Consider the following 26990-nt stretch of genomic DNA (forward strand, 5'->3'; position numbering starts at 1 on the left):
AGATAGAGATATTGAGGCATTGATGACGGTGTATTTTTGAGCTGAAAATAGTTCAATGAAAGCGGTTTTAATAAATTATTTACTATTTTCATGACAGAGAAATATTAGATGGTGATTTTTGCGGCTTAATATTAACGAATCTTTTAAAGAAAATATCCATATTTCAATGACGAATTTAATTAACTTAAAATTATAAATGACTATTGTATAACGGCCCTCCATTGTAGTCTTGTTTAAAGATACTTGACAGATTCGGACAAATTCGTAATTGTCATTACGATAAATTTTGCAAAGACGCCGCTACCGTCTTTCATCTGCAGAAAGCGAAGCGGTGACCCGCTATGCCATTATGTATGATATCGTGCCAATAAAATATAATGCGTTGATTAACAGTACATATCCGATTTTACACCCTGCCTTGGCAGGGTTAAAGAAGTCGATATATCTTTTGATGAGAGACATGTCGTAAAAAAATTATTCAACCCGTTATGCTTTAAATAATTCTTTCTACTGGTATGTGATGGGCGAGATATGAGGTTTGGATTATATAACGTTATAGCCGTGACGAGTATTAGCAAACGCGTAGCCATAGGGCGATTGTTAATTTATTCGAATATCAACTTTTTCACTTTTTTGCGGGTCCATCTCGTTTAAGCGATAGCTGCCTGTGCGGCAGTGAACATAGGACTTGCCAGCGGTAACCAGCAGCGCCACTTCTGTGCGGCAGTGAACTCCGCCCGAGCCGCCGCCCATTCCTCATTTGCCTTCTGAGCTGCCTGTGCGGCAGTGAACGCACGCGCTGGCGAAACGTTCGCGGCATTCGTCTTCTGAGCTGCCTGTGCGGCAGTGAACCGCAGCATAAATAGCATTTTTGCATTCCCGTTCTTCTGAGCTGCCTGTGCGGCAGTGAACTTTCTCTCAGCACCCATTCCCTGCCACCTTATCTTCTGAGCTGCCTGTGCGGCAGTGAACATAATACTTTTTACCGGTCTGTTTATTTGTCGTCTTCTGAGCTGCCTGTGCGGCAGTGAACGGCAAAGCCGGCAGCATCACGTTGACCATCAACTTCTGAGCTGCCGCACAGGCAGCTCAGAAGTCGAAGCAATTGTTTTCTTAGGATAACTCACAGTTCACTGCCGCACAGGCAGCCCCGAAAAGAACGGCGTACCATCACGGCCATTTAGTGGGTTTATCGGGCAGATAATGAGGCTACTAATTTACTTTAAGTTCAGTCAGCCACTGCCCGCGTCGGCGACGCTGAATATTTTCGGCTATTCAAGGCGTTCATGCTAGAGCTGCTCGGATCGACTGATAAATAATTATTTATGCGACAGCGTAAAAGTTTCATCATTTTATTTTGACATAACTTTAAGCAGCGTGGCGCCGGAAATAATCAACGCAACGGCAATAATCCGGTAAGGGTTGAGACTTTCGCCAAATAATATCACGCCAATAATAAACGCGCCTATCGCGCCTATTCCCACCCACAGGGTGTAGGCGGTTCCCAGCGGCAATGTTTTCATGGCAATGGCCAGTAGGATAAAGCTTAATATCATGAAAATCAGCGTTATGGCGCTCGGTATCAGGTGGGTAAAACCCTCAGACGCTTTCATGGCGGTAGCCCAGACCACTTCAAACAGACCCGCTAATAACAGATATAACCAAGCCATGGTATCACTCCGATAACAGGGCCGTCCCTAAATGGGTTAAAGTCTGTCTGGTCGTCCAGAGAGAATATGAGCCTAGCACAGTTCAAAGGAAATTCAAACCCGGCAGTAATACTCGAATGTTGCCTGAATTTACTTAAATAAATATGATGTATAAATTATTTAATTATGAGGCATAACATGATCAGGGCAATTTACGATACCGATCCGGGCGTGGATGATGCTGTCGCCCTGCATTTCGCCGCTGAAAGCCAGGATATCGAGCTTGTCGGGATTACAACGGTGTTCGGCAACAACACCCTTGAGGTAACCACCCGCAATGCCCTGTTTCTCAGGGAGGAACTGGATATCTCCTGTCCGGTGGCGCGGGGCTGCGGAGTCCCGCTTATCATCGAACCCAATGCCCCGTCGGTGGCGGCGCACGGCCGTGACGGGCTGGGGGATGCCTTTCATATCGCGCCCCGCGGCGGGTTGGATAAACGTCATGCCGCGCAATTTATTATCGATACCGTGCGGGCCAATCCCGGGGAAATATCGCTGATAGCCGTCGGCCCGCTGACCAATGTGGCGCTGGCCTGCCGTCTGGATCCGGCTATTGCCGGTTTGATAAATCAGGTGGTCATCATGGGGGGAACCACTTTGCGCAACGGACACTTCGGTAATAAATCGCCGGTTGCCGAGGCCAATATCCACCGTGACCCCCATGCGGCTCAAATCGTATTTAACAGCGGCCTGAAGCTGACGATGGTCGGCCTGGATGTGACCCATGAGGTGCTGCTCGATAATTCGCGCTTGCGCCAATTGGAAAATCACTCTAACAAGCATAATCAAATCCTGTTTCGCCTCATTCAGGGCTATGTGGCCTATGCCAAAGCGCGCTATGGCCTGGACGGGATGCGCCCCCACGATTTGCAGGCATTTATCTGCGCCATCCATCCGGAGTTTTATCGCACCGTCGCCGGCAATGTGCAGGTGGTACTGGAAGGCCCCGCCGCGGGCCAGACGCTGCATTATTTCGGCGAGCATTTAAAGGGCCGCGAACATCTCTCTTCAACCGAGGTGTGTGTTGCCGTGGAGGCGCAGCGGGTGGCGGAGTGTTATTTCAACGCGCTGCTTAGGTAATTTTCCGGCCCGTTACCGGGCAGTTTGAGACATGGAGGCAACCAAGGCGCGGACCCGTTCATAATCCGCCGGCGTTGCCGGATTGTAGACGACCATGCTGAGATCGGGCCGGCCATCGACGGCAAAGGACGAATATTCCATGGCGATAAGTCCGGCCAGAGGGTGCTTCAGGCTTTTTAAGCCCTCGCCGTGCGCGCGCACGTCATTGTCCCGCCACATTGCCTCGAATTCCGGACTTTGGCGGCAGAGCTCGTCCACCAATGCCTCAATATTCTTCGCGGCGCCCGCCCGCACGGCGTCCGCCCGGAACGCCGCCACCACGAACCGGGCGACGCTTTCCCAGTCAAGCTGTGCCGCGCGGGTGTCGGGATTGAGGAATATCCGGCGCAGGATATTGAGCTGGCCGGGGACGAGGGATCCGTAATCGAACACCGCCGAGGCGGCACGGTTCCACGCCACCACGTCCCAGGTGCAGGTCTTTACAAAGGCCGGGCTGAACGGCAGCGCATCGAGCACGCCCTGCAGCCGCGGCGATATGCCTTCGTCCGCCTGGTAATGGACTTCGGGGGGGCGGCCCAGGGCAAGCAGGAAAAGATACTCGCGTTCAACGCCGGTCAGCATCAGTGCGCCGGCTATCCGGTCCAGCACCTCGGCCGATGGCGCGCCTCCCCGGCCCTGTTCGAGCCAGGTGTACCACGTCGGGCTGACATTGGCGCGCTGGGCCACTTCCTCGCGCCGTAGCCCCGGTGTCCGCCGGCGTGTCAATGAAAAGCCAAAGGCCGCCGGATCGAGTTTGCCGCGGCGATCCTTGAGGTAGGTTCCAAGCTGATTGGTAGAGGTGGCCGGCATGCTCATCCTGTTTATCCTTATACCCGTATAAAGTGACTGCTTTACCCCTATAAGATAAAGGCGAGAGCAATCTGTGTCTATACGTGCCAGTGACTTCATAAATTGACTTCACTAAAGCGAATCGCTATATTAATGTCAATCACTGAACTCATGGATGAGTTAATGCGACAGAAAATTACCGGCCTACGTAAGAAGCAACGGACGGTGTTAAATCAAATTTTCAAAACGCCGGTACCCTCTGGCGTCAAATGGTCTGATATTGAGTCACTCGTTTGCGCATTAGGGGGTGAAATCAAGGAAGGCAGCGGGTCTCGGGTAAGGCTTTTACTTAATGGCTGTATTGCCCGGTTTCATCGTCCCCATCCGTCGCCTGAAGCTGACAAGGGGGCGTTAGCCAACTTGAGGGAATGGCTGGAGAGCATAGGAGTCGAACCATGAAAAAAGTATTGAAAACCCCTAATACCATGGTTGTTGCCGGACAGCCGGCCATTATCAGCTATGTTCCGGAAATTGGCATGTTCCGCGGTAAGTTTATCGGCCTATCGGGCTATTGTGACTTTGTTGCCGATAGCATCGACGGTTTGAAAAGCGAAGGGGAGGTGTCGTTGCGTGAATACCTGGAAGATTGCCGGGAAAATCACATCGACCCTTACGAACGGGAAGAGAAAGTGAAAACCTTTACCCTCCGCTACCCTGAATCGTTCGGGGAGCAGTTGGCCGTTGCTGCCGCTGAACATCATGTCTCGGTGAATTCATTTATTGTTGAAACGTTAAATGAACGCCTTAAACACGCCTGAACCCCCGCCTTGGGAAGAAGCTGCTTGCGAAAAACAGGCAGGCTGTGCAAGCAATGTGACGTAGCTGAACGTTGAGTTTAGGGGATTTTTTGTGATATGCATCACACTATGGCATGTTATGCTGCTGGGGTTTGTCCGTGGCATAACAGAAACAGAGGTGTGAGCATGATTACCGGATTGCGCATTGCAACCGTGCTGCAAATGATATTAAACATCGGGCTGGTCTGTCTGGGGATTATTCTTATCATTTTTGGGCAAGGAAACTTACCATCTGGGCGAGGTGCTGCTGCATACGGACGCGGAGTCGTCAACCTACCTGCTTATTGAAGGTATTGTTAATTATTTTTATATTTCGAATTTATCGCGCTGATTGTGAAATACTTCCAGTCCGGCTATCACTTCCCGCTGCGCTATTTTGTGTATATCAGTATTACCGCAATTATTCGCCTGATTATCGTCGACCATAAAAATTCTCTGGATACGCTCTATTATTCGGCGGCAATCTTGATTCTGGTGTTCACCCTGTGGCTGGCAAACAGCAATCGCCTGAAGCGAGAATAGAGTGCCCATGGGGCGGCGCGGTCATTTTTTGACGTCCGCGCTATTGATTTTCGCTTTTTTCTGGTAATGATATTCATGTCAATGAGTTGGATTGATATAAAAATTTTCGACCTTTATTGCGGAGCTATTAATGTTAAACAGTATCGGCATTTTCTGCGGTTCCAGCGCGGGCCTTAACCCCGTATATCTTCAGGCGGCCAGAAATATCGGTGCTTTTTTTGCAAAAAATCATTTAAAAATTGTGTATGGCGGCGGGAAAGTAGGCCTTATGGGCGCCATCGCCGATGCGGCCATCCAACATGACGGCCAGGTGATAGGCGTTATGCCGCAGTCGCTGGTTGAAAAAGAGATTGCCCATACCGGTTTGACAAAACTCTATGTCGTGAAAGATATGCATGAACGAAAATATATGATGGCGAATCTTTCCGATGCCTTCCTGACCCTTCCCGGCGGCGCCGGCACGCTGGAAGAAATATTCGAACAATGGACGTGGGCGCAGCTGGGATTACATCAAAAGCCCTGTGCCTTTCTGAACGTCAATGATTATTTTTCTCATTTGCTGTCCATGATACGGCGCATGGCCGATGAGGGTTTCCTGAAAACTGAATATCTGGATATGCTGATCGTGGAACACCAACCGGATGTCATTTTGGAAAAATTCAGAAATTATCAGCCGCCGAAACATAAGTGGCAATAAATCATATATTCATCAGCGCCGGGCGTTGCTCAACGTACCGGCGCATCAATCCCCACAGCGGTGACATGAGTGTTCGCGCACATCAGTTAGACACCCACCATATTCAATGGCCGCCATTATAGCAACCCTGGGAGGCCAGGATATATCGCCTGCTGCGCCCTTAGTCCGGCGAGATCGCTTTTTTGTCCGCCCGTGCTGAAATGCCGGGCCGTAAGTAAACAGTAAGTCGTTGGGTTTTAAAGTCGTGCCGTCCTTTTTCAAACTCAAGAGCACGATTGTGACAAAATTTCTTAGCCATAGGTCCTGGTTGCCGTTATTGGCGGCGTCGGTTTTGCTGTACACGGGTGCGATTTGGGCGGAAGGTGTCAACGAGTCCGCCGGGGAGGATTTCGGCTTTACGCTGCTAAGCGATGCCCCGGATACCACCCAGTGGGGCCTGGGAGCTGGGCTGGGTTACCACCAATCGCCCTACAGCGGTTATGGTTCCGACTTTACACCGCTTCCTTTGGTCTATTTTGAGGACAAATGGGTGCGTGTCCTGGGGACCACCGTGGACGCAAAGGTCGGCAAATGGGGCGGCCTGCAGCTTACCCTGCGCGGCAGGTATGCCCTTGGAGACGGCTACAAGGGATCGGACGCGCCGATACTCAACGACATGCAAAAACGCAAAGGCGCCTTCTGGTTCGGCCCGGCGGCGGCGTGGGATATGGGATTCGGCACGCTTTCCGCTGACTTCCTGACCGCGGGCAGCAAAGGGCAAAAGGCCGATATCGAATTCGGCAAGTCCTTTGCCTTTGGGGATTTTACCATCAAACCCTATTTGAGCGCCCAGTGGCTCAGCGATAAAAATGTCGATTATTATTATGGCGTGATGCCGTCGGAAGCTCGTCCCGGACGTAACCAGTACAATGGCAAATCCACCTACAATACGTCGGTGGGTACAAGCTTTGGCTATAGCTTAACGCCGAACCAGAGCATAAGCCTTGACGTCGGGGTCACCCGCCTGGGCGGCGGCATTACCGATAGCCCGCTGGTGGGCAAAACCTATATTCCCGAGGCGAAGTTCGGTTATCTTTATACATTCAGGTGAGTAACGGCCTATGTCACGAGTGGCGCTGATCGAGGATCAGCAGCGCCTGGCGCAGATGATCCGCCAGGCGTTATTGAGCGCGGGAGTGGAAACGGATATTTTCGCCAATCTTTCCGAAGCTGCCTATGGGATGAAGCAGGCGGAGTATGCGGTACTGTTGGTGGATCGTGGATTACCGGACGGGGACGGGCTTAACTTTTTACGCAACCTGCGCGCCGGCGGCCAGATGACGCCGTGCTTGATGTTAACCGCCAGAGATGCATTGCACGATCGGATCGAGGGCTTGGAGAGCGGGGCGGACGATTATGTAAGCAAGCCCTTTGAAATGAGCGAACTGGTGGCTCGGGTGCGTACGCTGATGCGACGGCCGGTTAAAATGACCGCGCTGGTGCAGCGTTTTGCCGATATCTCCGTGGACCCGCAGGAGCACGCGCTGCGCTGCGGCGCCCGAGTAACGATATTGGCGCCGGCGGAGCTGCAGATCATGTTGTCGCTGCTCGGCGCCGGAGGGCAGACCGTGCGCCATGCGGTATTGGAGCATGCGGCATGGGGGCTGGCGGATGCGGTTACGCCCAATGCATTGGAGGTTACGGTCCATCGGCTGCGTAAAAAGCTGGCCGGCGTCGGCGCTACGGTACGCATCGCAAATATCCGCGGCGTGGGTTTTTCCCTGCAGTCCGCCGCATAAGTCCTTCATCCCGCAACATGCCCGCCGCTGGGCGACAGCACAGGAAGGAAAGTCAGTATGTTCAGGTATTGGATCAGCAGCCTGTCCGCCCGGCTATGGCTCATCAGCGTAGCCGCGCTGGCGCTGAGCCTGCCGATTATTACCGCTATTGTTCTGTATGTTTTTAATCAGTTCCCGGAATTCATGTGGCAGCGGGATAAGGATATGAAGACGGCGCAGGAGGTGGCGGCTGGGCTTCGGTTTGACGATAGCGGCCGGCCGGCATCAATAGTATTCGATCAGCAAACGGCATGGCTGGTCAAGACCGCCGCCAGCGAAATCCTCTATCGCGTATGCGATGAGGCCGGTAATATTCTGCTGCAATCTCCCCAGGGCCGGCTCTTCGGCACGCTGGACAGCAAGAATCTGGCCAACGAGGCGACCCTGCGCGAAAAGGTGATGATAGACGGACGGCGGTTCGATCTGGTGACGTTAGGCATCGATCAACAGGGGACGCGATTCTATGTCCAGGTCGCCACCAGCGAGATTTTCAATAAAGCCATCATGAATCTGAAACTCAAGCCGATCCCGGAAATTTTCGGCTGGTCACTATTCATTACTATGATTTTATTCAGTCTGACCTTTCCCTTCACGGTGCGCCGGGTCATGCGTCCGGTAAGAGTCGCTTCGGGCGCCGCCGCGTCCATTACCCCGGCCAATTTGAAAACCCGGTTGTCCTATAACGACATTCCAAGCGAGATAAAGCCGCTGCTCCTGGCGTTTAACGATGCCTTGGCGCGGCTGGAAAACGGCTTCAAAGTGCAGCAGGAATTCCTGGCCTCGGCCGCCCATGAGCTGCAAACGCCCCTGACCCTGATTCGCGGCCAGATTGAGCTACAACCGGAAATCAAAGACAAGGAACTGCTGTTTTTTGAAATCGATCTGATGGCAAGGCACGTACGGCAACTTTTGCATCTGGCGGAAGTGAGCGAGTCGCAGAATTATCATTTTGCCGGCGTGGACACGGTGGATGTCGCTCAGGATGTGGTGGAGTACCTGGCCCGCAAGGCCGATAAGAACCAGGTGAAACTGCAGGTGGACGCGCCGGACGCCCTGCCGTTGTTAACCGCTGACCGTAGCGCTTTGTTTATCCTGTTGAAAAATATCATTGAAAACGCCATCAACGTTACGCCGCCCTATGGCGCCGTCAGCGTTGCCATCAGCGACAGTTCAATTCAGGTACAAGACAGCGGACCGGGCATTAAGGCCGAATATCTGCCTTTCCTGTTCGATCGGTTTTGGCGGGCTCCCGACGCCGTCCATGAAGGAGCCGGGCTGGGCCTGTCTATTTGCAAGGAGATCGCGGTGGCCCATCGCTGGCGGCTGTCGGTGACGCCTTCCGCGCCGGGAACCCGGTTTATTGTCTGGTTTTAAGCCGGTCCGGCAGCTTAAAGCAGAGGTACGGCAGCCAGCGCGCAGCGGGTGAGTTCCAGATCTTCCTCCGAAGGGCTCAGGCCGGGCAAATAAACAAAATTAACGTTACCAATGCCCAGGGCCGACCGCGCGTAATGCAGATATGGCGTCAAAAAATCGGGTTGTCTGGCGTTTTCGCCGGTGCACGGGCCTCCGGATCGGACCAGTACCAGGGTGGGGCGGTCTCTGAGCGTCCCCACCTTGCCCTGCGGCGTTGTCTTGAAGCTGCGGTCCTTGCGCAACACATAGTCTAACCAGAGCTTTAGCGCCGCGGGTACGGCAAAGTTGTGCATCGGCGTACTGATCAGCAAACCTTCGCTCCGCTCCAGTTCGTCGATAAGATGTTCTGAACAGGTAAATGCCTCATCATCGCGAAGCGACGAGGCCGTGATCCCTTGAGCATACCGCGCCGACAGCGGGGGGAGCGGGTCAAGCACAAGGCTACGCGTGACCACCCCGACATCGGGATGGCGGGATGTGATGTCGTCGATAACGCCACGGGCCAGCCGTGCGCCGAGGGAATGACCGGCGTGGGGACTGCATTCCAAATAAAGCAGCGTGCTCATGATTTATCCCCCTGTAGCGACAGGGTGAAATGCAGTCCTTTGGACAGCAGGCCCCGGCGGAAGTAAAAGCGCTGCGCCAGAGCATTTGCCAGGCCGGTATCCAGCACCAGATAGGCGCACTCCCGGCGCATCGCTTCCCGGCGTAACGCCGCCATCAGGTCGCGGCCCTGTCCTTGGCTGCGGACACGAGCGGTTGCCACCAGGTCGTCGACGTAAAGAAAGCGCCCGTACAGCAGGTTTTCCTGCAGGCGGTAGCCCGCCAAGGCAGTGATTTGTTCGTCTTGCCACGCCGCCAGCAGCCGATAGCCTTGGCCGGCCTGCCGCCCTACCTGCTCGGCGAATGCCTGTGCGCCGGCAAGATGCGGCCTGAGTTCCCGCATAACGTCAAAGCAGGCAAGGCAATCCTGCTCGCTGTCGATATGGCTTATCCTGATGGGGGTCATAGCCGGTTTCCTTGTCGTCTTGATTGTTGAGTCTTAACAGTAGACAAAGAATGCCCCAGCCAACAGGTGCAAGAATTAACAATGAAAATAGGCCATGATCATGATTCCAATCTCTGCCCACGCTGCGCAGGCATGCGGCGCGGGGGCAGCAGGCGAGACTAAACCGAAATTGGCTATTTTTTGTATGAAATGAACGTTAAATCATGATATTCAAGCCAATAACCCGCTACTTTTTATCCCGCTTTGGGTTAGACTGCCAATGGCGGAATTTCCCCCGCCCATTTTGAATATTCAGGATAAATAATGAACAAGATTCTTGCTGCTGGCGCTGTCGCCAGCCTGATGTTTGCCGCCGCATCAGCCAGTGCCGCCAGCGTCACCGGTGAAGTGGGTGAACATTATACTAACCTGGGTTTTGGTTTCGGTACCACCACGCCCGGCCTGGCATTAACCGGTAACTGGGCGCACAACGACGACAACGGCGATGTGGCCGGTTTAGGCCTGGGGTACAATATTCCTTTCGGCCCGTTTATGGCCACCGCCGGCGGCAAAGGCCTGTATATGGGGCCGAAAGACGGCGATGAAGGGTACGCCGTCGCGGTGGGCGGCGGGCTGCAGCTGCCGGTGGCCGGCCTGTTCAGTCTGTACGGCGATTATTATTATTCCCCAGAGTCGCTTTCCAGCAGTATCGGCAATTACACCGAAGCCGGCGCCGGGGTGCGTTTGACGGCGATTCCGGTGGTGACGGTCAGCGTCGGCTATCGTTATATGGCGATAGACGGTAAAGACGGCGACCGCGACAACATTGTGGCCGACGGCCCTTATATCGGCGGAGCGTTCAACTTCTGACGGCTGCGCCGGCGGCCACATCCGCAGGGTTCCCTTTGACCGGCTCGTTGCACGATCGGTGTTCGCGGGCCCTGCCGTTCCATAGAGGGCACGCGTCAGGCGTCTTACTCCACAATCATCCATTCATCGGCGTTTTCGAACATCTCTTCCACCAGGCGATTCAATACCGCCTTTTCCTGTTTATTGGCGTCGGTGTTGATGCCGTTGGCCTGCATGGCTTTTACCTTTACTTCGGCGGCAGGGAAAACGCGATGGACGCGTTTCGCCAGCTCCGCCTCGATTAACGCGCCGGCGTTTGGTAAACCGCTGACGTTGCGCTTGTCATAAATCAATTCTACCCGCATAAAACCTCCCTTTTAGTGACACTGGTTTTTTATACAGATTATTCCGGGCGGGATCAATGGAAATGGCGGATTTCCCGCCATTTATTTAGGCCGTAATCCGCTGGGTTCAGGTTTAGGCAAGCCTAGGCAAACGGGAGCCGCCCAAGGTCAGGCCAGGGCGACATCGCTTTCTAACCGGCAGCTGCAGGCCAGCACGTAGCCTTCGGCGATCTCCGCCGGGCTCAGGGTCATGGTACTGGTGGTGGTATAGCGGCCGGTGAGGATCCGGGTTTTACAGCAGCCGCAAACGCCGGCGCGGCAGGCGGCGTTAACCGGGATTTTATTGGCCTCCAGCGCCGCCAGCAGGGTAACACCCACCGGCGCGCTGAATTCCCGCTGCAGCCGCGCCAGGGTGATCTTAAGCTGCCGCGTGCCGGTCACCGCCGGTGCATGGAATCGCTCCTGCATAAAAGCGGTGGCCCCCAGCGCCATGGCGTCCTTTTCCACCTGATCCATATAAGGCGCCGGACCGCAGGCCATGACTCGGCGGATGGCGATATCCGGCACCAGCGCCGCCAGGTGTTCCCGCGTCAGACGGCCGGCCAGCACGGGGGGAAGGGCCTGCTGTTCGGCAAACAGCGTCAATTTCAGCCGGGGCTGCAGCGTTGGCCAGGTTTTGGCGAAAATCACCTCCCGGGGTGAACGCACGCTGTAAATAACCTGAACATCCGCCCGCGGACGATTGGCCGCCAGCCAGCGGCACATGGACATGATTGGCGTCACGCCGCAGCCGGCGGCCAGAAACAGATACCGTTCGTCCTCTTGCCGGGCGCAGGTGAAGTCCCCTTGGGCATCCGACAGCCAGAGGTTGTCGCCGGTTTTTACCCGCTGTGTCAGCCAGCCCGATCCGCTGCCGTTTTCCAGACGGCGCACCGTCAATGTGACAAAACGGCTTTGCCCCGGCGTTGAAGAAAGGGTATAAGCCCGCAGGGTCTCGCTGTTGTTGATGCTGACCAGGGCGAACTGCCCCGGTTGGTAAGCATAAACATCGTGGCTGATCAGGGATAGAGTCCAGACATCGGGGGTCTCCTGCTCTATGTGATGGACCTGCATGGCGTGCGTGCATAACGCGTGAGGTGCAAACATCATGGCTCCTTAGGCGCAGGCGGCGAAAATGGCATCGAGATCCCGGGTCGCTTCGGTGATGGGACGTAGGCCGAATTGCTGATTAAGCACCGCCAGCAGATTGTCGGTGAGAAAGGCGGGCGCGGTGGGGCCGACAAAGATATTTTTTACCCCCAGGGACAGCAGCGTAAGCAAGATCACGATGGCCTTCTGTTCAAACCAGGACAGCACCAGGCTGAGCGGCAGATCATTGACGCCGCAGCCCAATTTTTCCGCCAGTTTTACCGCTAGGGTAATAGCCGAGTAGGCATCGTTGCATTGCCCTACGTCCAGCAGGCGGGGAAGCCCTTCCAGGGTGCCGAAATCCAGCTTGTTGAAACGGTATTTGCCGCACGCCAGGGTCATGACCAGACAGTCCTGCGGTACGCCGAGGGCAAAATCGGTGTAGTAGCTGCGTTCTTCCCGGCTGCCGTCGCAACCGCCCACCAGGAAGATATGCCGCAGCTTTTGCTGCGCCACCAGGTCGATAACCGTATCGGCGGCGTCCAGCAGCGTTTGGCGGCCGAATCCGATGGTTATCATATGCTCGATTTCACTGTAAGGAAAACCCGGCATGCTCTGGGCCTGTTTGATAACCGGCGAGAAATCCTCCCCTTCCAGGTGCTTTACCCCCGGCCAGCCGACGATGCTGCGGGTCCAGATCCTTTCGTCATATTGCCCGACGAAGGGATCGATAATGCAGTTGGAGGTCATCACCACCGGTCCGGGGAAACGGGCGAATTCAGTCTGCTGGTTCTGCCAGCCGCTGCCGTAATTACCCGCCAGATGGGCAAATTTTTTCAGCTCCGGATAGCCGTGGGCGGGCAGCATCTCGCCGTGGGTATAAACATTGATCCCGGTGCCCTCGGTCTGCTCCAGCAACATCCGCAAGTCCCGCAGGTCATGGCCGGAAATCAGTATGGCCTTGCCCGCCACCGCTTTCACGTTCACGCGGGTGGGCTTCGGATTGCCATAGGTTTCGGTCTCGCCGCGGTCTAGCATGGCCAGTATGGAAAAATTCATTTTGCCGATATTCATCGACTGCGCCAGCAGGTCGTCCATTTGCGCAGGCCGGGTGCCGAGCCAGGACATAATCTCATGGTATTGACGGTAGACTTCATCGTCATACTGCCCCAGTACATGGGCATGTTCCAGATAGGCGGCGGCGCCTTTCAGGCCGTACAGGCAAAGCATTCGCAATCCGTGTATGTCAGCGCCCACTTCGTCTTTATCGGTATTGAGGGCGAAACGTTGTGCTTCCGCCTGCAGCCCGGCCAGCGACAGGGCGGGCAGCGTGATATGGGCCATGGGATGCGAAATGTCCGCTCCCGGTGCCAGGGCCCGGCAGCGCGCAATCAATCTCTCGCGCAGGGCTATGGTTTCATGGGCATATTCGACGATGCGCGCCGAATCGAAGTTCACATTGGTCAGGGTGGCGAAAAAAGCCCGGGGTGCAAAGCTGTCTACCCGATGATCGACGATGCCCAGTTCACGAGCCCGTATCGCCCAGGCCGATAAGCCATGGAGCACCGCAATCAGCAGGTCCTGTAAATCGGAGGTTTCGGCGGTTTTACCGCACATTCCCTGCGCGTAGGCGCAGCCGTTAGCCAGAGGCGTACGGATGGTTTGTTCACATTGCACACAAAACATAATGAGATCTCCTTATAAGATGCATTTAAAATGCATCTTTAAGATAGAACGCCGCCGCTTAATGTAATAGTGCAATTTCCGCTAGTTAATCATTACTTGATATAGCGCAATTTTCGCGGGTAATCCGGATTGTCACTTCATAGGCCATTGGAATCGTTGCCGGCTGAAACTACCGCACGAAATGATCAGTAACAGTTCTAACGCAAAATTGAGCGGTAAAAACGAAGCGGTTTCTATAGACTTCTTTCATTCTTTACCCTTTTTCCCCAGGCTAGCGCTTCTTATGATTTCCTCCCTTTGCGATGGCATCATCGCCTTCGACTTGATGTGAGACCGACTCCATGTCTTTTATACAAATCGTTATCCTCGCTATCGTGCAGGGTCTGGCCGAATTGCTGCCGGTATCCAGTTCCGCCCATGTGATCATGGCCGAGAAGCTGCTGGGTCTGGATCCCACCGCGCCTGAAATGACGTTATTACTGGTGATGCTGCATACCGGCACCATGTTTGCGGTAATTCTTTATTTCTGGAAAACCTGGCGCAGCACCTATTTCAGCTCCGGCAAGGCCTTCCGCCACAATGCCTTTTATATTGTTCTGGCCACCGCGGTGACCGGCGTGGTGGGATTGACCCTGCAAAGCCTGATTAAACATCTTTATGCCCACAATGCCGCGGATTTTGAAATTGAGCATCTGTTTGGCAACAGCAGGCTTATTGCGGCGGGGCTGGCCGCCGCCGGCGTTTTGATTATCGCCTCGTCACGTTTTGGCGAACGCGAGGGCGGTGAAATATCAAGCGTCAGGGCGGTGGTCATCGGTTTGGTTCAGGGGCTCTGTTTGCCTTTTCGCGGATTTTCCCGATCGGGGGCCACCATCTCAACCGGACTGGCCATGGGGGTGACGCGCCGACGCGCCGAAGAGTTCAGCTTTGCCCTGGCGGTGGTGCTTACGCCGGTGGTGATCGCTAAAGAAGCGCTGCGGGCCTTACATGGCGGCGCGGCGAATCACCCATTGCCGTCAGGCGCAATCATGCCGATGCTGTGGCCCAGTCTGCTGGGGATGGTGTTCAGTTTTATTGCCGGCCTGGTTGCCCTGCGCTGGCTGTCGCGCTGGCTGGAACACGACCGCTGGCATCTGTTCGGCGGCTACTGCATTCTCGCCGCGCTGCTGGTATTTTGGCTCGGCTGACGCCGGAGATTATTGATCGGAGAAGATCAGCAGATCGTTAAAATGGTGGCGCTGCACCAGTAAATCCGCCAGGGTGTATTTATCCAGCACGGCGAAAAACGCCCGGGTAGCCTCGCTCAGCACCCCGGGCAGGCCGCAGACGGGGGCAATCACGCACCGGGTGCAGTCCACCAGCTTCTGGTTTTTCTCGGTGTGGCGGATAAGCGTGCCGAGATTGATATCCCGCGCCGGCCGCCCCAGGCGGATGCCGCCGCTGCGGCCGCGGATCGCCTCGACATAGCCCAGATGGGCCAAATCCTGCACTACCTTCATTAGGTTATTGCGCGAGATGTCATATAAGGCGGAAATTTCAGCGATGGACGACAGGCCGTCATCCCGCGAACCGAGGTAAATAATTACCCGTAATGCGTAGTCGGTATATCGCGTGAGCTTCATAAGCCCTCCTGACAGCCAAAGAGAGGCGGATAGTATAATTGCAAGCAGCAGATTCGCCTATGGCTAAACGTGTTCCAGCCGGCGGACACTTGTCTCCCTTCTGTTGCCCTTTGATTATGCAGCGCTATCTATTAAACCGCGACATCAGGCTGATAATGTTTTTCAGCCGATCCCCCTGTAACAAACGGTGCTTAGTGGGGTTCAGGTCTGGGGTCAGGGTTTCGAAAACGCCGCCGGGATAGACCACATTAATTAAATCCAGCGAGACCACGGCATAATTATAATAACTGCCGACAATCATATCCTGCGACTGCGGGGCCGAGGGATCCAGCATATTCTGGCCCACGCTGTAATCGTTGACGGGCGTTTTTACCCCGGCCACCGTCGCCATCAGGGTCGGTACCACATCGAAATGCGTGGTGCGCCGGTCGATATCGCCGCTTTGCCCATCCGGCAGACGCATAAACATCGGAACATGAATCTGCACATCGCTGTAGTTGCTGCCGTGCCCCCAGTAATTCTTTTTATGATCGTTAAATTCCTCGCCGTGATCGGACGTGATAATCACCAGGGTATTTTTATCCAGCCCGGCCTGCTGCAGTTTGGTTAATACCTGGCCAATCAGCCCATCATCGTAATAAAGCGCATTACGGTAGAGGTTATGATAAGGCGTGGGATCAAAATCATTATTCAGCTTGATATGGTCCACCCGATCCCAGTAAGGCTGGAACGGCGTTACCGGGTTAGGAGGCAGGTCATAACCGTGGGCGGCATCGTAAAACAGGAAACCAAAGAACGGCCGCGAGCCGTCGCGCTTGTCGATAAATTGCTTGAAATCATCGGTTATCTCTTGATCCCGCAGGGCGGGAGTACGGGCGCCGTTGCTGATCTTCAAATTGGGAATCTGGGCAAATACCGTTCGATCAAACGGCGGATGATTGATATTGGCGGAACCGTGTATGGAGAATTCATATCCCTGGTCCGCCAGCGTTTGCATTAACACCGGACGCTGGCCGCTGTTGCGTACCGACAGCCAATAGGTATCGGGCAGGCTATAGAACAAACTGAAAATACCCGGTTCGGTGGAATTGCCGCCGCTGCGGTGCTGATGAAAGCGCAAAGCCTGCCGGGCAAAGCGGCTGACGTTAGGGGTCACCTGCGGATTGGCGTCATCGTAGCGCCAGGCATCGATAAGGATAAACAGGATGTTGGGCTGCTGGGCCGGTTTTTGGAATTGGATAGCCTGCAAGGGATAATGCAGTGCCCCTTCGCTCGCCACATGCAGGTTGTTTTCCTTGTTCAGGGCCACCGAAGGATCCACTAGACCCCATTTTACCAGGCGGCTCTTGGCGGTTAAGGGGTAATACAGCGGAAATTGCCGGGTATAGCCGGGGATCTGGGTTTTATAATTGGCATCGTCCCAGACATGCAGCCCCTGGCTGACCAGAATACTGACCGCCATTAACACATAGGCCGGCTTGCGCAGCCGCTGCAGGCGCGGCATCCTCGCTGCCATGGCGCTGAACAGGCATTGCACCGCCAGCAATACCAGACCGATGCAACCGCCTATCAGCCAGGTATACCAGGAGAGATCGATGATATCCCGTCCCTGGAACAGCATTTCCAGCACTACGCCGTTCAGGTGAAAACGGTATTGAGCGTACACCAGGGTATCCACGACCAGCAGCGCACTGAGGAAAAACGCCATGAGGATACCGACGGAGCGGAACAGCCTGGGGGGCAAAAAACACACCAGGCATTGAATAATCATCGCCAGCACGCAGAAGGCGCCGAACAGCCCGTACTGCGTGGTGAGCAAATACACCACCGAGCGGATATCCCCCCGGGGAATGGAGATCCACTGCCAAAAGCGAAAAGCGACTGCCGTCAGTAAAAAGGCGTTCAACAACCAGAACATGCCGGCCCATTTAAGATTGAGCTTAGAGGAATGGAAGGCATTTAGTCTGAACATATTTTCAACAATCCTGCTTTTCAGTGGCAACGAGATAATTTGGGCGGTGAGATTTAACACCCAAATGGCTTTTATTCATTATCTCTTTGGTAAAAAACTGTTACCTATCTTGCCGGAGAGATGAGAAATGGCTTAATGAATAATGCATGTTAAGTAAAGTATAGATGCCGCGATCGGCGCGGCGGTATGCGGAAAATGTCTTTTGTAATGCCGGCTTCATGGGGGCGGGCGCATCTGCCTGTCTGGACAAGCCATAGATATTAGTGCAAAAGCGGTAAAAGCATTAGAAAAAACGCACAATACGTCCGTTGTTTATATCGGAGGCCGTCGGGCATTAATTAAAAATTGTAACCGGTCAGCCATGCAGCCCGGCGAAAAAGAGGCTTTTCCCGCCGGGATTGGCTTAATGCATCGCCGTATGCGAGGAATTATCGATGCTGATCTTTTTCCACCGGACGGCCGGACCAGTAACCGGCCAGCACGGAACCGGACAGATTATGCCAAACCGAGAACAGCGCGCCGGGCAGGGCGGCCAGCGGCGTGAAATATATCTTGCCCAGTGTTGCCGCCAATCCCGAGTTCTGCATGCCCACTTCAAGCGCCATTGTGCGGCAGGTGGTTTCGTCGAAGCCGAACAGTTTTCCGCCCCAGTAGCCGCCGAGCAGGCCGATACCGTTATGCAGGATCACCGCCGCAATGACCACCAGGCCCACCGAGCCGATAAATCCCTGGCTGCCGGCCACCACCGCGCTGATGATGGCGAGGATGCAGACCATGGAAAGCGCCGGCAGCCCCGGTTCAATGCGCTTGACGGCCTTGGTGAATAAATGATGGACAACCAGGCCGGCAAAAATCGGAATGACCACGATTTGCAGGATGCTCAGCAGCATGCCCGCCACATCCACCTTGATATGGGTATCTACATAGAGCCGGGTCAGCAACGGCGTGGCGAATACCCCCACCAGGGTGGATACCGCCGAGATGGTGACGGACAAAGCCACATCGCCTTTGGCCAGGTAAATCATCACATTGGACGCTGTCCCGCTCGACACGCTGCCCACCAGTATCATGCCTGCCGACAGATCCGCGGGCATATGAAACAGTTTGGCCAATAACCAGGCGGCCAGCGGCATCACCAGATAATGCAGGAAAGTGGCCGCCACCACCGGCGCCGGACGCGTGAGAACCCGTTTGAAATCGCCGGCTCTTAGGGTTACGCCCATGGCGAACATAATAAGCATCAGCAAATACCCCACATAGGGACCCATGGGGGTGAACGTTCCCGGGGAGTAATAGGCGATAACCGACAGCAAAACGGCCCACAGCGGGAACAGGCGGGTAATCTTGGCTAACATAGGGGGTCCTTGTCGTCTTTTTAATAATGGATGGGGTATAACCGCCGAAATTTCGGGTTTCGGCTCTTGCCACAGCGGAAGTATTTTTACCTTCAATTGCCGCCGGTAGCAATCACTCTGCTGCAAAAACGCTAATATTCCTTCGGTGAATATTCATCCACTGGAGGTGTCGCTTCGGTGGGATAATGTCAAGCACCGCCTTGGGGGAAGCGCAACAGATTGTTTTTTTTTGCATTGTGTGCAAACGGCGACCGCAAAATGGCCACCGTGAATGAGGGTTATTATCAAATATTGTTTGCCGGTGGGTTAAACCTGGACATTGCTTTTCATTTTTGCGGTGATGTCATCAACCAAATAGAGCCATTCCTCTTCCTCTATATCGTTTTGAAGCGTGTTATCTGAATTTCCACTGAAATACTGGTCTTTGACATTGTAAATATCGATGGGATGAAATATTTCCGCTTCGTCATCCCACATGATGTTACCCTCGTGGAGATCACCGTGTAATATGCCGACATGATTAAGTTTTTCCAGCATGTCCACGTACCGCTCAATGGCGTCAGGGGGTAAAGTGTTTGGGGGAAGCTGCGGAACCGTTTTACCTGGAATACGGTACATTCGCAGATAAAAATCTTCCTCTTCATTATGATATAATGTTGCCGAGTCCTCGCCGTAATAACGGCGGAATGAGTTGGATTCGTTAGTGGTCAAAGTTTTTATGTCAATCTGAAGATATTTATTGTCACGGACATATTTTTTTATGACATAGTTGTTATCACTGGCATCAGTAAAAACCTTACCATAGCAGCCCTCCCCTAATATGTCTCCCAGCTTCAGTTCAATAGGATGTTCGGGTTGGCCCACTGCAAACACTGAAACCGTTTTCTGCGCTTCTGATTGAGCGTTTTCAGGGTTGTGGGACTTCTTGAATCTCTTAGCCCACCGAGGTACTTTACCCGTTTGTTCAATTTCAAGAGCAAAACTATAATCATCATAAAAACCCCTTTCAGGAAACTGATATTTTAGCAATAATTCCCTAGCGCTGCCTTCAGTAAACCCATCCTGCTCTTTCAAAACGTCCAAGGCAAGTTTTCGTTTTCTTCCGCTCAAGCCTTCGGTAATGATATTGTTCAACCTCTCGCGAGCTGTCTCGACAGAGAATTTTTCATTGTTATATCGGAGATATATGCGATTACCCTTCATTGGTGCTTTGATACTGTATCTATTGCCATTTAATTTCTTTATCGGCAAGTATTTGTTTTCAACTTTCAAATAGGGTTTCTCTCGGGCGTCCCATCTTAATCCCTTATGGCCCGGCGCTGATAGCTGGCTGGCATCCATGTCGACGAGCATATCCCGCGTAACGGCTTTTTCAGTGAATTGGATGCATGAATGGACGTCGGTGTTCAAAGAGCCAGCGAGCGCCGTCAAACTCAACCGGGTAAGTCTCTTTTGATTATCAGAAATATCGAATATTTCATAATGCAGACGATTTTTCGATGTGATACGCTCTCTCACCGGCACCACCATGCCATTCATCTCAATGGCTTTATATAATATATCGTTTGAATAAGCATCGGTGTCTTCCACCCGGTATATTATTCCGGCGCCATACCTCTTTTGATTGCCGTTCTGTTCCGCGATGTACTTAACGTGTTTGTCGATTGGCATATTAAAATCATTAATAATTTTCTTCTGTCCGGTATTGAATACAGAATGCCCGTTGTGTTCTTCTAAATGCCATTCACGTGACAACGGTTCCCTATAGACAGGAAGATATTCCTTGGTACCGGATGTCTTATGAACAACGGCTTCATATTGTCGGTGACGATTCATACGTAATTCATGTTTCTCTCCTTGCAGGTGAATAAATGACTTGCCTTTACTGAATTGTACATTGAGCTCGGCGGCATCAACGCTATCGGCATATCGCCAGGTTGATTTCTCTTCATCAAAGATGACTCTCCTTTCCGGTAAGTCCGGCTTGGCGGGATGAGAATGATAAGTCATAAACTCATTTTGATCCGTCGGCTTCAGGTAAATGTTGTCTTTGCCATCGTGGGTCGCGCTCGCTGTTTTTTTGTTATCTACTACTTTTATCAGCAGTTCCTCTTGGACCCCGGTAGCAGGGTTGCGCAGCGAGTAGGCTGCCCGTTCGGACAGGGGAACCGAATGCATTATTTCTCGCGGTTTTAGGATTGGCGCTTTTCCCCGATGTCTGAACGTAAATCCCTCGACATTAATACCAGTAGCGAGTTCAGCCATGCTCAGATGGCGCTGTCTTTCTGCGCATATCTCGACTCCTTGCGATAGGTAGTATTCTCTTCTAAGATAATTGGCAATAAGATTTCCAATGAGGGGTTTTAAGCCCAGAGTCAAAATGTCAGAGAAGAAATTCAGCCCGTTTGTTACTTGCAGTGTTAAAGGGGATGGGCTTTCATCGGTATTGTCATATATCATTCGAAGAGGATTTTCTAACCGTCCAGCCCAGAACATCAAGGCTTTTCCTTCATTTTCGCCTTTAGTATTAAGCACGTCTGCTTCATAAGCGCAATGTTCTCGAATATGTTCGCCGATATACCGGCTTCTATCCGCATCAGAGATCCTTTTCGCTCTTGATGAGTCATTCTCGAATTTCATTACGGGCGTGAGAAAAAGGAATGCCGGAGGTGTTTTCTTTACATAGGTTTCAAGTTTTTCTGCGCCTGAGTCCGTTAATTGTCCGCTAACGACAAGGAAATTGAGTAACGATTCAATAAATTTTTCTTTGTCAATTCACTCTTTATGACATAGATATAATTATTCTGATCCCAGTAGGCCCCGTTTTGAGATAAATAAGCAGTGCCCACAGGCGTAGCGTCGGCCGTGGGAAATCTGAGCGGGTCATATTGGGTTACCAGCGCATCAAGCTTTTGCATGTATTGATAAAAAAATTCAGAGGCGGTTTTTCCCATATATTGATATAAATTGCTTTTTATATTTGTATTCTCGGAAATAATGTTGGGAATCCTATGATTTTGAATCGGAGCCGGTCTAGATTCAGCCTTAGGATAGTTTGTGTTCCTGGCGGCAGCCGCCATAATCTGTGCTTTACCGTTATGGCTGGGGGTGTTCTGCGCCGTGCCATTATACATGACGATACCCCCGCGGGGCTCCGCCGACGAATTCACGACCATTTTAATATGGGGTAAAATAGCTGAAAGGGTATAGAGAACAGCTATTCCACCCGGTTTGACCGGTATTTTCTCCTGTTGTGAACGGGCTATGCTAATAATCTGTTCCTGGATAATATTAGTATTATATTTTAGAAATTTATTTTCAAATGTACCTACATTCTTTCTGTGACCCACTGCGCTTATCGGCATGACGAGCTCTTCTCCGTTGAGTAAAAGTGTTATTAACACATCGCGGGAAAATACTACCAGATAACGTACCGCCGAATAATGAACGCCGGATTGACGAGCGGCGTTTGTGGAAGGATTTATGGGCATTCATTCGGTGGCCGCCATGGCGAATCCGAACATCAGCAAAGCCTGGCTGTGGGTAATTCCCCCCAGCGGGTGGTATAGGCGGGGGATAACATATCCCGGCGCATCGCCCATGAGGGGGCAATGCCTTGACCGGCGAACCAGACCCGGCCGATGCCGGTGTGGTTGATTTTATCCAGCACCGCCATCAGCTCCATACTGGCGCGCCGGGGGGGACAGGAATCGAATAAGTGCAGTTGCGCCTGGCGGGTCGGGGAAAAATCATTCAGCATTACTCCGGCCTTGGCGTAGCGCGGGCCCTCTTTCCAAATCCGTTCCAGCCCGCGCATGGCGGCGGCGACTATATCCCGCGTGTCCTGGGTGGCGGTCAGCAGGTTTTCACTGGCGCCGTTGGCATAATAAGGTTCATTGACGGCATAGGGTGAAGAGCGGATGAATACGGCTATTTGCCGGCAATATTGTTGTTCCTGGCGTAATTTTTCCGCCGCCCGCTCCGCATAGCGGCAAACCGCCTGCCGCATATCGGCCAGGGCGGTGACGCGACCACCGAACGAGCGGCTGCAGACAATTTGTTGCTTTACCGGCGTTTGCTCCTCCAGGGCGATACAGGATTCTCCCTGCAGTTCCCGCACCGTGCGTTCCAATACCACGCTGAAAGTCTTGCGGATAAACGAAATATTCGATTCCGCCAGCTGCAAGGCATTATGAATCCCCACGGCATTGAGCCGGCGGGAGATGCGGCGGCCCACGCCCCAAACCTCCTCCACCGGCACCAGCGACATCAGTTTGCGCAGGCGCGCCGGGTCGTTGAGAGCCACTACGCCGCCGGTGGCCGGCCACTGTTTGGCCGCGTGATTGCACAGCTTAGCCAGGGTTTTGGTGCGGGCGATGCCTACCCCAACCGTCAGACCGGTGTCTTGCCGGACCCTGGTTCGCACCCGATGGCCGAATTCCGTGTAGGGCATGCTGGCTTCGATGCCGCTAACGTCCATCCAGGCTTCGTCAATGGAGTAGATTTCGGTGCGCGGCGCCATGGCTTCCAGAATAGACATGACCCGGGCCGACATATCGGCATACAGCGCATAGTTAGACGAGAAAATCGCGATACGGTGCTTGCGGATCAGTTCCCCCAGCTGAAAATAAGGCAGGCCCATTTTTATGCCAAGCTGTTTGGCTTCTCTGGAACGGGCAATGACGCAGCCGTCATTGTTGCTCAGCACCACCACCGGCAACCCTTGCAGATCCGGCCGGAATACCGTTTCGCAGGAGGCGTAGAAGCTGTTCACGTCCGCCAGGGCAAACATGGCTAGTTCCGGGTATTATGGATGGCGTACAGCACCACGCCGAAGATTTCCAAAGCATCCGGCTGGGGATAGAGCGTCGGAAAAGCCGGATTCATCGGTTGCAGCGCCAGGCGCGGCTTAAGGCACAGCCGTTTGACGGTGAATTCGCCATCGACGGCGGCTATGACGATATCGCCATGACCGGCGGTTTCACCGCGATCCACCACTAATAAATCGCCGTCGCCGATACCGGCTTCAATCATCGATTCGCCGCTGGCGCGGACAAAATAGGTGGCGCTGGGATGGCGGATGCAATACTCGTTCAGGTCGAGCGTTTTTTCCACATAGTCCTGCGCCGGCGAAGGAAAGCCCGCCCGGCATTGATCGGCAAACAAGGGGAGCGATAGCACCGGCAGCATGGCATGGGCGCCGGAAAAGTCTGCGATAATCTTCATTCTTCCAACTCATTTATACTGTTTATGTGTCCAGTATAAATAAATTGTTTTGTTTGAAAAGACAGGGATTGAGGAGATTCGGCGGGAAGTTAATTAGCTCTATGATTAATATAAAGATCAAAAATAAGAATATCATTGGTAATGAGCAAAAAGTTTAACGGTAATTAATTAGCTATGCTAATCATTAGTTTCGTATAGTTATTTATCAAAAGCGATGTTATTTTGGCATTGATTATTAGCCAACCAATATTAAATATGCCGGCGGCGGTTCCGCCGGTATTGTTATATTTCACCCAGAGCGCAGCGACCTTGCCTTTAATCCCCTGGGCAAAAGCACCCGGACTTTACTACCGTAATGCCAGGCAGGCGTTTTTGATACGTTCGCAGGCTTCATGCAGGCGATCATCGTCAATGGCATAGGCGATGCGGATATAGGGCGATGCGCCGAAGGCCGACCCTTGCAGCGTGGCCACATGGGCATTCTCCACCAGATAGGCGGCGAAATCGCTGTCGCTGTCTATTGTCTTCCCTTGCGGCGTACGTTTGCCCAGCATCCCCCGGCAGTTGGCAAACACGTAAAATGCCCCCGGCGGCACTTCGGCGCCGAGTCCCGGCACCTCGGCAATGATCGACATGACCACGGCGCGCCGGGCCGCCAGCCGCCGCAGCCAGTCGGCGTGGAAAACGGCCGGTGTCGTCAGCGCCTCAACCGCCGCCGCCTGGGAGATGGAGCTGGGGTTGGAGGTACTTTGGGATTGCAATATCTGCATGGCCGAGATAAGCCAGGCCGGGCCGCCGGCATAGCCGATACGCCAGCCGGTCATGGAGTAGCCCTTCGACAGGCCGTTCACCGTCAGCGTTCTGTCTCGCAGGCGGGGTTCGATTTGCGCCAGGGTGACAAAGGGCTCGGCATCGTGGCGCATATGTTCGTAAATATCGTCGGACAGGATCATCACCTGGGGAGAATCCAGCAGCACCTTAGCCAGGGCTTGCAGCTCTTCGCGGGAATACACCGCGCCGGTGGGATTATTGGGGGAATTCAATATCAGCCAACGGGTACGGGGGGTGATGGCGGCGGCCAGGTCGGCGACCTGCAATTTCCAGCCCGACTGCTCGCTGCAGGGGACAATACGGGGCTCGCCTTCGGCCAGGGCCACCATGTCCGGGTAGGAAACCCAGTAAGGCGCCGGCACGATAACCTCATCGCCCGGTGAGATTGTTGCCAGGAAGGCATTAAAAATCAGCTGCTTGGCGCCGCATCCGGCAATGATCTCTTCCGGCTGGAAGACCAGCCCGTTTTCACGTTGGAATTTGCCGATAATGGCCCGTTTCAGCGCCTCGGTACCGGAAACGGCGGTGTATTTGGTGTCGCCGCGTTCGATAGCATCGATACCCGCCTGTTTGATAGATTGGGGAGTATCGAAGTCCAGCTCACCCTCACCCAGGTTGATAATGTCGATGCCGTTTTGCTGCATGGCGCGCACGATATCGGAAATCACGGCGGTGGGGGAGGGACGTACGCGCTTCATACGCCGGGCGATAAGTTCTGCTGACATGGATGCCTCTTCAAAGTGGGATAAGAAAATTGTATTATTTGACACATATAGTTCAATTTACATTAACATGGCCGAACCGGCCTTTCCTTTGTTGATTCCCTAAAGGAACCTATCCATGACGACCCTACTGGTGGTGCACGACACGCCGGAACCCGCGCTGTACGGCCTGATGGCGGCGAACGTGGCGGCGCAGCGCCAGCTCCCCCTGCTGCATCTGGCGGCGGACTACGACACCGGACGGTTTCCCGATGCCTGCCAGCATGTGCTGCGTCACGGCGGGCTGGTGACCAGCGGGCTGCTCTGGCTTGAACGCATGACCGGCCGCTCGCCCGGCGCCGCCTTAACCCCCGCCGCCTGCGCGCAGCGGGCGGCACGGGAGGATTGCGTGGTGCCCATCGGACCATCGCAGCGGGCCGCTTTATCCGTCCTGATCCCGTTGCTTGAGCAGGGCGGCGTCCCGTACCGTCTCTGGCATACGGTGAACCGCCGGGGCCGCCTGGTCCTGGAAGACCGCTCCGGCGGCGCGGCCATCGAGGGCGAATGGCGACCCGATACCTTCGGCCGCTGGCATGCCACGCCGCCACCGTCCTCGCCGCCGCATTCCACCCGCGGCGCGGGAAAACTCCGCATCGCCCTTATCGGCGCAAAGCAGGATCAGGCCGCCGCCTATCCCGCCACCCTGGCGGCTCTGGGGGATGCCGCCGACGCACTGGGCATTACCCTTGACGTGCTGTTCGTCCCGCCCAAAACGCTGTCGCCGGATGATGGCCTGCTGCCGGCAACGGTGGCGGGGATACTGCTGCCCGGCGGCGCGGATATGGGCAATGTGTCCGGACAGCTGGCGGTGGCGCGTTATGCCCTGCAACAGGGCATACCCACCCTCGGGTTATGCCTGGGCATGCAGACCATGGCCACCGCCGCCCTGCAGCAGCTGCCGGCATTACGGCGGGCCAACCTGCAGGAAGCCGACCCGGACGCGCCGGTGAAAACCTTTGTGCCGCTGCGGGATCCGAACCGCTATGGCGTACATCGCTCCGGGGAGCATGAGATGCGGCTGCGTACCGGCAGCCGGCTGGCGTCCATCCTGGCGGGCGATAACCGGCTGCGCTATAACCACCGCTATCAGCTCAATCCCGATCTGCTGGAGATGCTTCCCCGCTGCGGCCTGACGGTAAGCGCCACCGATAGCGCCGGCGCCATCGCCGACGGCATCGAACTGGCCGACCATCCGTTTTATCTCGGCGTACAGGGACATCCCGAACTGACCTCCGCCCCGGCGGCGGCACACCCGCTGATCATGGCCTGGCTGAAACAGGCCGCCTTGTCGGGGCGTTGATATAT

26 protein-coding genes, 1 pseudogene and 1 CRISPR repeat array are annotated in these 26990 nt (G+C 54.1%); of the genes and pseudogenes, 11 read left to right on the forward strand and 16 right to left on the reverse strand.

Going from position 1 to position 26990, the window contains the following annotated elements; genetic code table 11:
* Nucleotides 1-600: 600 nt before the first annotated feature.
* Together GTU79_RS04615 and GTU79_RS04620 are read right to left on the reverse strand one after the other, a co-directional pair.
* Nucleotides 601-753 (reverse strand): hypothetical protein, encoded by a 153-nt coding sequence (locus GTU79_RS04615; RefSeq protein WP_214513723.1) that lies wholly within the window; start codon nt 751-753, stop codon nt 601-603.
* Between the two features lie 10 nt (nt 754-763).
* A CRISPR array of direct repeats spans nt 764-1033; the repeat unit is 29 nt; unit sequence TCTTCTGAGCTGCCTGTGCGGCAGTGAAC.
* A 319-nt stretch (nt 1034-1352) separates the two neighbouring features.
* Nucleotides 1353-1670 (reverse strand): DMT family transporter, encoded by a 318-nt coding sequence (locus GTU79_RS04620; RefSeq protein WP_132923316.1) that lies wholly within the window; start codon nt 1668-1670, stop codon nt 1353-1355.
* Nucleotides 1671-1847: 177 nt separating this feature from the next.
* Here GTU79_RS04620 and GTU79_RS04625 point away from each other — a divergent pair, with 177 nt between their 5' ends.
* Nucleotides 1848-2789, forward strand: a complete 942-nt coding sequence (locus GTU79_RS04625) for a nucleoside hydrolase (RefSeq protein WP_203522729.1) — start codon at nt 1848-1850, stop codon at nt 2787-2789.
* Between the two features lie 12 nt (nt 2790-2801).
* On the opposite strand, the gene GTU79_RS04630 is transcribed toward GTU79_RS04625, so the two are convergent.
* Entirely contained in the window at nt 2802-3638 is an 837-nt protein-coding gene (locus GTU79_RS04630) for a helix-turn-helix transcriptional regulator (RefSeq protein WP_203523153.1), read from the reverse strand.
* Between the two features lie 162 nt (nt 3639-3800).
* Between GTU79_RS04630 and GTU79_RS04635 the strand changes: the two genes are divergently transcribed.
* From GTU79_RS04635 to GTU79_RS04665, 7 genes and pseudogenes are all read left to right on the forward strand, one after another.
* Nucleotides 3801-4076, forward strand: coding sequence for a type II toxin-antitoxin system HicA family toxin (locus tag GTU79_RS04635; RefSeq protein ID WP_203522728.1), 276 nt, complete (start codon nt 3801-3803; stop codon nt 4074-4076).
* Entirely contained in the window at nt 4073-4435 is a 363-nt protein-coding gene (locus tag GTU79_RS04640; protein ID WP_203522727.1) for a type II toxin-antitoxin system HicB family antitoxin, read from the forward strand. Before GTU79_RS04635 ends, GTU79_RS04640 begins: the two co-directional genes overlap by 4 nt.
* A 165-nt stretch (nt 4436-4600) precedes the next feature.
* Nucleotides 4601-4996: pseudogene (gene psiE, locus GTU79_RS04645) on the forward strand (phosphate-starvation-inducible protein PsiE).
* A gap of 130 nt (nt 4997-5126) precedes the next feature.
* Nucleotides 5127-5693 carry an LOG family protein gene (locus GTU79_RS04650; protein WP_203522726.1) on the forward strand — a complete coding sequence of 189 codons (567 nt, stop codon included), beginning with the start codon at nt 5127-5129 and terminating at the stop codon, nt 5691-5693.
* Nucleotides 5694-5970: 277 nt separating this feature from the next.
* Nucleotides 5971-6783, forward strand: a complete 813-nt coding sequence (locus GTU79_RS04655; RefSeq protein ID WP_203522725.1) for a MipA/OmpV family protein — start codon at nt 5971-5973, stop codon at nt 6781-6783.
* Between the two features lie 10 nt (nt 6784-6793).
* Nucleotides 6794-7471, forward strand: a complete 678-nt coding sequence (locus GTU79_RS04660; protein ID WP_132923309.1) for a response regulator transcription factor — start codon at nt 6794-6796, stop codon at nt 7469-7471.
* Nucleotides 7472-7528: 57 nt separating this feature from the next.
* Complete coding sequence (locus GTU79_RS04665) at nt 7529-8884, forward strand: sensor histidine kinase (RefSeq protein WP_203522724.1); 1356 nt, start codon at nt 7529-7531, stop codon at nt 8882-8884.
* 14 nt (nt 8885-8898) lie between these two features.
* Here GTU79_RS04665 and GTU79_RS04670 read toward each other — a convergent pair whose 3' ends face one another.
* Nucleotides 8899-9489 (reverse strand): FMN-dependent NADH-azoreductase, encoded by a 591-nt coding sequence (locus GTU79_RS04670; RefSeq protein ID WP_203522723.1) that lies wholly within the window; start codon nt 9487-9489, stop codon nt 8899-8901.
* Nucleotides 9486-9932 (reverse strand): GNAT family N-acetyltransferase, encoded by a 447-nt coding sequence (locus GTU79_RS04675; protein ID WP_203522722.1) that lies wholly within the window; start codon nt 9930-9932, stop codon nt 9486-9488. Before GTU79_RS04675 ends, GTU79_RS04670 begins: the two co-directional genes overlap by 4 nt.
* 303 nt (nt 9933-10235) lie before the next feature.
* Between GTU79_RS04675 and GTU79_RS04680 the strand changes: the two genes are divergently transcribed.
* Nucleotides 10236-10781 (forward strand): YfaZ family outer membrane protein, encoded by a 546-nt coding sequence (locus GTU79_RS04680; protein WP_132923305.1) that lies wholly within the window; start codon nt 10236-10238, stop codon nt 10779-10781.
* A gap of 104 nt (nt 10782-10885) precedes the next feature.
* Here the strand turns inward: GTU79_RS04680 and GTU79_RS04685 are convergent, their stop codons facing one another.
* The 3 genes from GTU79_RS04685 to hcp all read right to left on the reverse strand — a co-directional run bounded on the left by GTU79_RS04685 (nt 10886) and on the right by hcp (nt 13918).
* The gene (locus tag GTU79_RS04685; RefSeq protein WP_132923304.1) at nt 10886-11125 is read right to left on the reverse strand and encodes a DinI-like family protein; all 240 of its coding nucleotides are present in this window, start codon (nt 11123-11125) and stop codon (nt 10886-10888) included.
* 147 nt (nt 11126-11272) lie between these two features.
* Nucleotides 11273-12250: an NADH oxidoreductase gene (gene hcr / locus GTU79_RS04690; protein ID WP_203522721.1), complete on the reverse strand. Its 978-nt coding sequence runs from the start codon at nt 12248-12250 to the stop codon at nt 11273-11275.
* Nucleotides 12251-12259: 9 nt separating this feature from the next.
* The gene (gene hcp / locus GTU79_RS04695; RefSeq protein ID WP_203522720.1) at nt 12260-13918 is read right to left on the reverse strand and encodes a hydroxylamine reductase; all 1659 of its coding nucleotides are present in this window, start codon (nt 13916-13918) and stop codon (nt 12260-12262) included.
* 341 nt (nt 13919-14259) lie between these two features.
* On the opposite strand from hcp, the gene GTU79_RS04700 reads away from it, so the two are divergent.
* Nucleotides 14260-15105 carry an undecaprenyl-diphosphate phosphatase gene (locus GTU79_RS04700; RefSeq protein WP_203522719.1) on the forward strand — a complete coding sequence of 282 codons (846 nt, stop codon included), beginning with the start codon at nt 14260-14262 and terminating at the stop codon, nt 15103-15105.
* Between the two features lie 9 nt (nt 15106-15114).
* On the opposite strand, the gene GTU79_RS04705 is transcribed toward GTU79_RS04700, so the two are convergent.
* From GTU79_RS04705 to GTU79_RS04740, 8 genes are all read right to left on the reverse strand, one after another.
* Nucleotides 15115-15540: an Rrf2 family transcriptional regulator gene (locus tag GTU79_RS04705; RefSeq protein ID WP_203522718.1), complete on the reverse strand. Its 426-nt coding sequence runs from the start codon at nt 15538-15540 to the stop codon at nt 15115-15117.
* Nucleotides 15541-15664: 124 nt separating this feature from the next.
* The gene (locus GTU79_RS04710; RefSeq protein WP_214513724.1) at nt 15665-17512 is read right to left on the reverse strand and encodes a DUF3413 domain-containing protein; all 1848 of its coding nucleotides are present in this window, start codon (nt 17510-17512) and stop codon (nt 15665-15667) included.
* A 428-nt stretch (nt 17513-17940) separates the two neighbouring features.
* Nucleotides 17941-18867: a ketopantoate/pantoate/pantothenate transporter PanS gene (panS, locus tag GTU79_RS04715; RefSeq protein ID WP_203522716.1), complete on the reverse strand. Its 927-nt coding sequence runs from the start codon at nt 18865-18867 to the stop codon at nt 17941-17943.
* Nucleotides 18868-19173: 306 nt separating this feature from the next.
* Nucleotides 19174-21507 carry an OspG family effector kinase gene (locus GTU79_RS04720; protein ID WP_214513725.1) on the reverse strand — a complete coding sequence of 778 codons (2334 nt, stop codon included), beginning with the start codon at nt 21505-21507 and terminating at the stop codon, nt 19174-19176.
* A 74-nt stretch (nt 21508-21581) separates the two neighbouring features.
* The gene (locus tag GTU79_RS04725) at nt 21582-22358 is read right to left on the reverse strand and encodes a hypothetical protein (protein WP_214513726.1); all 777 of its coding nucleotides are present in this window, start codon (nt 22356-22358) and stop codon (nt 21582-21584) included.
* A 32-nt stretch (nt 22359-22390) separates the two neighbouring features.
* Nucleotides 22391-23659 carry a translesion error-prone DNA polymerase V subunit UmuC gene (gene umuC, locus GTU79_RS04730; protein ID WP_203522714.1) on the reverse strand — a complete coding sequence of 423 codons (1269 nt, stop codon included), beginning with the start codon at nt 23657-23659 and terminating at the stop codon, nt 22391-22393.
* A 2-nt stretch (nt 23660-23661) separates the two neighbouring features.
* Nucleotides 23662-24093, reverse strand: coding sequence for a translesion error-prone DNA polymerase V autoproteolytic subunit (umuD, locus tag GTU79_RS04735; RefSeq protein WP_203522713.1), 432 nt, complete (start codon nt 24091-24093; stop codon nt 23662-23664).
* 347 nt (nt 24094-24440) lie between these two features.
* Entirely contained in the window at nt 24441-25649 is a 1209-nt protein-coding gene (locus GTU79_RS04740; protein WP_203522712.1) for a pyridoxal phosphate-dependent aminotransferase, read from the reverse strand.
* 115 nt (nt 25650-25764) lie between these two features.
* Here GTU79_RS04740 and GTU79_RS04745 point away from each other — a divergent pair, with 115 nt between their 5' ends.
* Nucleotides 25765-26985 (forward strand): glutamine amidotransferase-related protein, encoded by a 1221-nt coding sequence (locus tag GTU79_RS04745; RefSeq protein WP_214513727.1) that lies wholly within the window; start codon nt 25765-25767, stop codon nt 26983-26985.
* Nucleotides 26986-26990: the final 5 nt, after the last annotated feature.

The sequence above is a fragment of the Sodalis ligni genome, assembly GCF_016865525.2.
GTDB lineage: Bacteria > Pseudomonadota > Gammaproteobacteria > Enterobacterales > Enterobacteriaceae > Acerihabitans > Acerihabitans ligni.

Coding starts and splice junctions, on each gene's coding strand:
- GTU79_RS04615 (WP_214513723.1), bottom strand. CDS start 753: ATGGGCGGCGGCTCGGGCGGAGTTCACTGCCGCACAGAAGTGGCGCTG.
- GTU79_RS04620 (WP_132923316.1), bottom strand. CDS start 1,670: ATGGCTTGGTTATATCTGTTATTAGCGGGTCTGTTTGAAGTGGTCTGG.
- GTU79_RS04625 (WP_203522729.1), top strand. CDS start 1,848: ATGATCAGGGCAATTTACGATACCGATCCGGGCGTGGATGATGCTGTC.
- GTU79_RS04630 (WP_203523153.1), bottom strand. CDS start 3,638: ATGCCGGCCACCTCTACCAATCAGCTTGGAACCTACCTCAAGGATCGC.
- GTU79_RS04635 (WP_203522728.1), top strand. CDS start 3,801: ATGCGACAGAAAATTACCGGCCTACGTAAGAAGCAACGGACGGTGTTA.
- GTU79_RS04640 (WP_203522727.1), top strand. CDS start 4,073: ATGAAAAAAGTATTGAAAACCCCTAATACCATGGTTGTTGCCGGACAG.
- GTU79_RS04650 (WP_203522726.1), top strand. CDS start 5,127: ATGTTAAACAGTATCGGCATTTTCTGCGGTTCCAGCGCGGGCCTTAAC.
- GTU79_RS04660 (WP_132923309.1), top strand. CDS start 6,794: ATGTCACGAGTGGCGCTGATCGAGGATCAGCAGCGCCTGGCGCAGATG.
- GTU79_RS04665 (WP_203522724.1), top strand. CDS start 7,529: ATGTTCAGGTATTGGATCAGCAGCCTGTCCGCCCGGCTATGGCTCATC.
- GTU79_RS04670 (WP_203522723.1), bottom strand. CDS start 9,489: ATGAGCACGCTGCTTTATTTGGAATGCAGTCCCCACGCCGGTCATTCC.
- GTU79_RS04675 (WP_203522722.1), bottom strand. CDS start 9,932: ATGACCCCCATCAGGATAAGCCATATCGACAGCGAGCAGGATTGCCTT.
- GTU79_RS04680 (WP_132923305.1), top strand. CDS start 10,236: ATGAACAAGATTCTTGCTGCTGGCGCTGTCGCCAGCCTGATGTTTGCC.
- GTU79_RS04685 (WP_132923304.1), bottom strand. CDS start 11,125: ATGCGGGTAGAATTGATTTATGACAAGCGCAACGTCAGCGGTTTACCA.
- hcr (WP_203522721.1), bottom strand. CDS start 12,250: ATGTTTGCACCTCACGCGTTATGCACGCACGCCATGCAGGTCCATCAC.
- hcp (WP_203522720.1), bottom strand. CDS start 13,918: ATGTTTTGTGTGCAATGTGAACAAACCATCCGTACGCCTCTGGCTAAC.
- GTU79_RS04700 (WP_203522719.1), top strand. CDS start 14,260: ATGTCTTTTATACAAATCGTTATCCTCGCTATCGTGCAGGGTCTGGCC.
- GTU79_RS04705 (WP_203522718.1), bottom strand. CDS start 15,540: ATGAAGCTCACGCGATATACCGACTACGCATTACGGGTAATTATTTAC.
- GTU79_RS04710 (WP_214513724.1), bottom strand. CDS start 17,512: ATGTTCAGACTAAATGCCTTCCATTCCTCTAAGCTCAATCTTAAATGG.
- panS (WP_203522716.1), bottom strand. CDS start 18,867: ATGTTAGCCAAGATTACCCGCCTGTTCCCGCTGTGGGCCGTTTTGCTG.
- GTU79_RS04720 (WP_214513725.1), bottom strand. CDS start 21,507: ATGAAATTCGAGAATGACTCATCAAGAGCGAAAAGGATCTCTGATGCG.
- GTU79_RS04725 (WP_214513726.1), bottom strand. CDS start 22,358: ATGCCCATAAATCCTTCCACAAACGCCGCTCGTCAATCCGGCGTTCAT.
- umuC (WP_203522714.1), bottom strand. CDS start 23,659: ATGTTTGCCCTGGCGGACGTGAACAGCTTCTACGCCTCCTGCGAAACG.
- umuD (WP_203522713.1), bottom strand. CDS start 24,093: ATGAAGATTATCGCAGACTTTTCCGGCGCCCATGCCATGCTGCCGGTG.
- GTU79_RS04740 (WP_203522712.1), bottom strand. CDS start 25,649: ATGTCAGCAGAACTTATCGCCCGGCGTATGAAGCGCGTACGTCCCTCC.
- GTU79_RS04745 (WP_214513727.1), top strand. CDS start 25,765: ATGACGACCCTACTGGTGGTGCACGACACGCCGGAACCCGCGCTGTAC.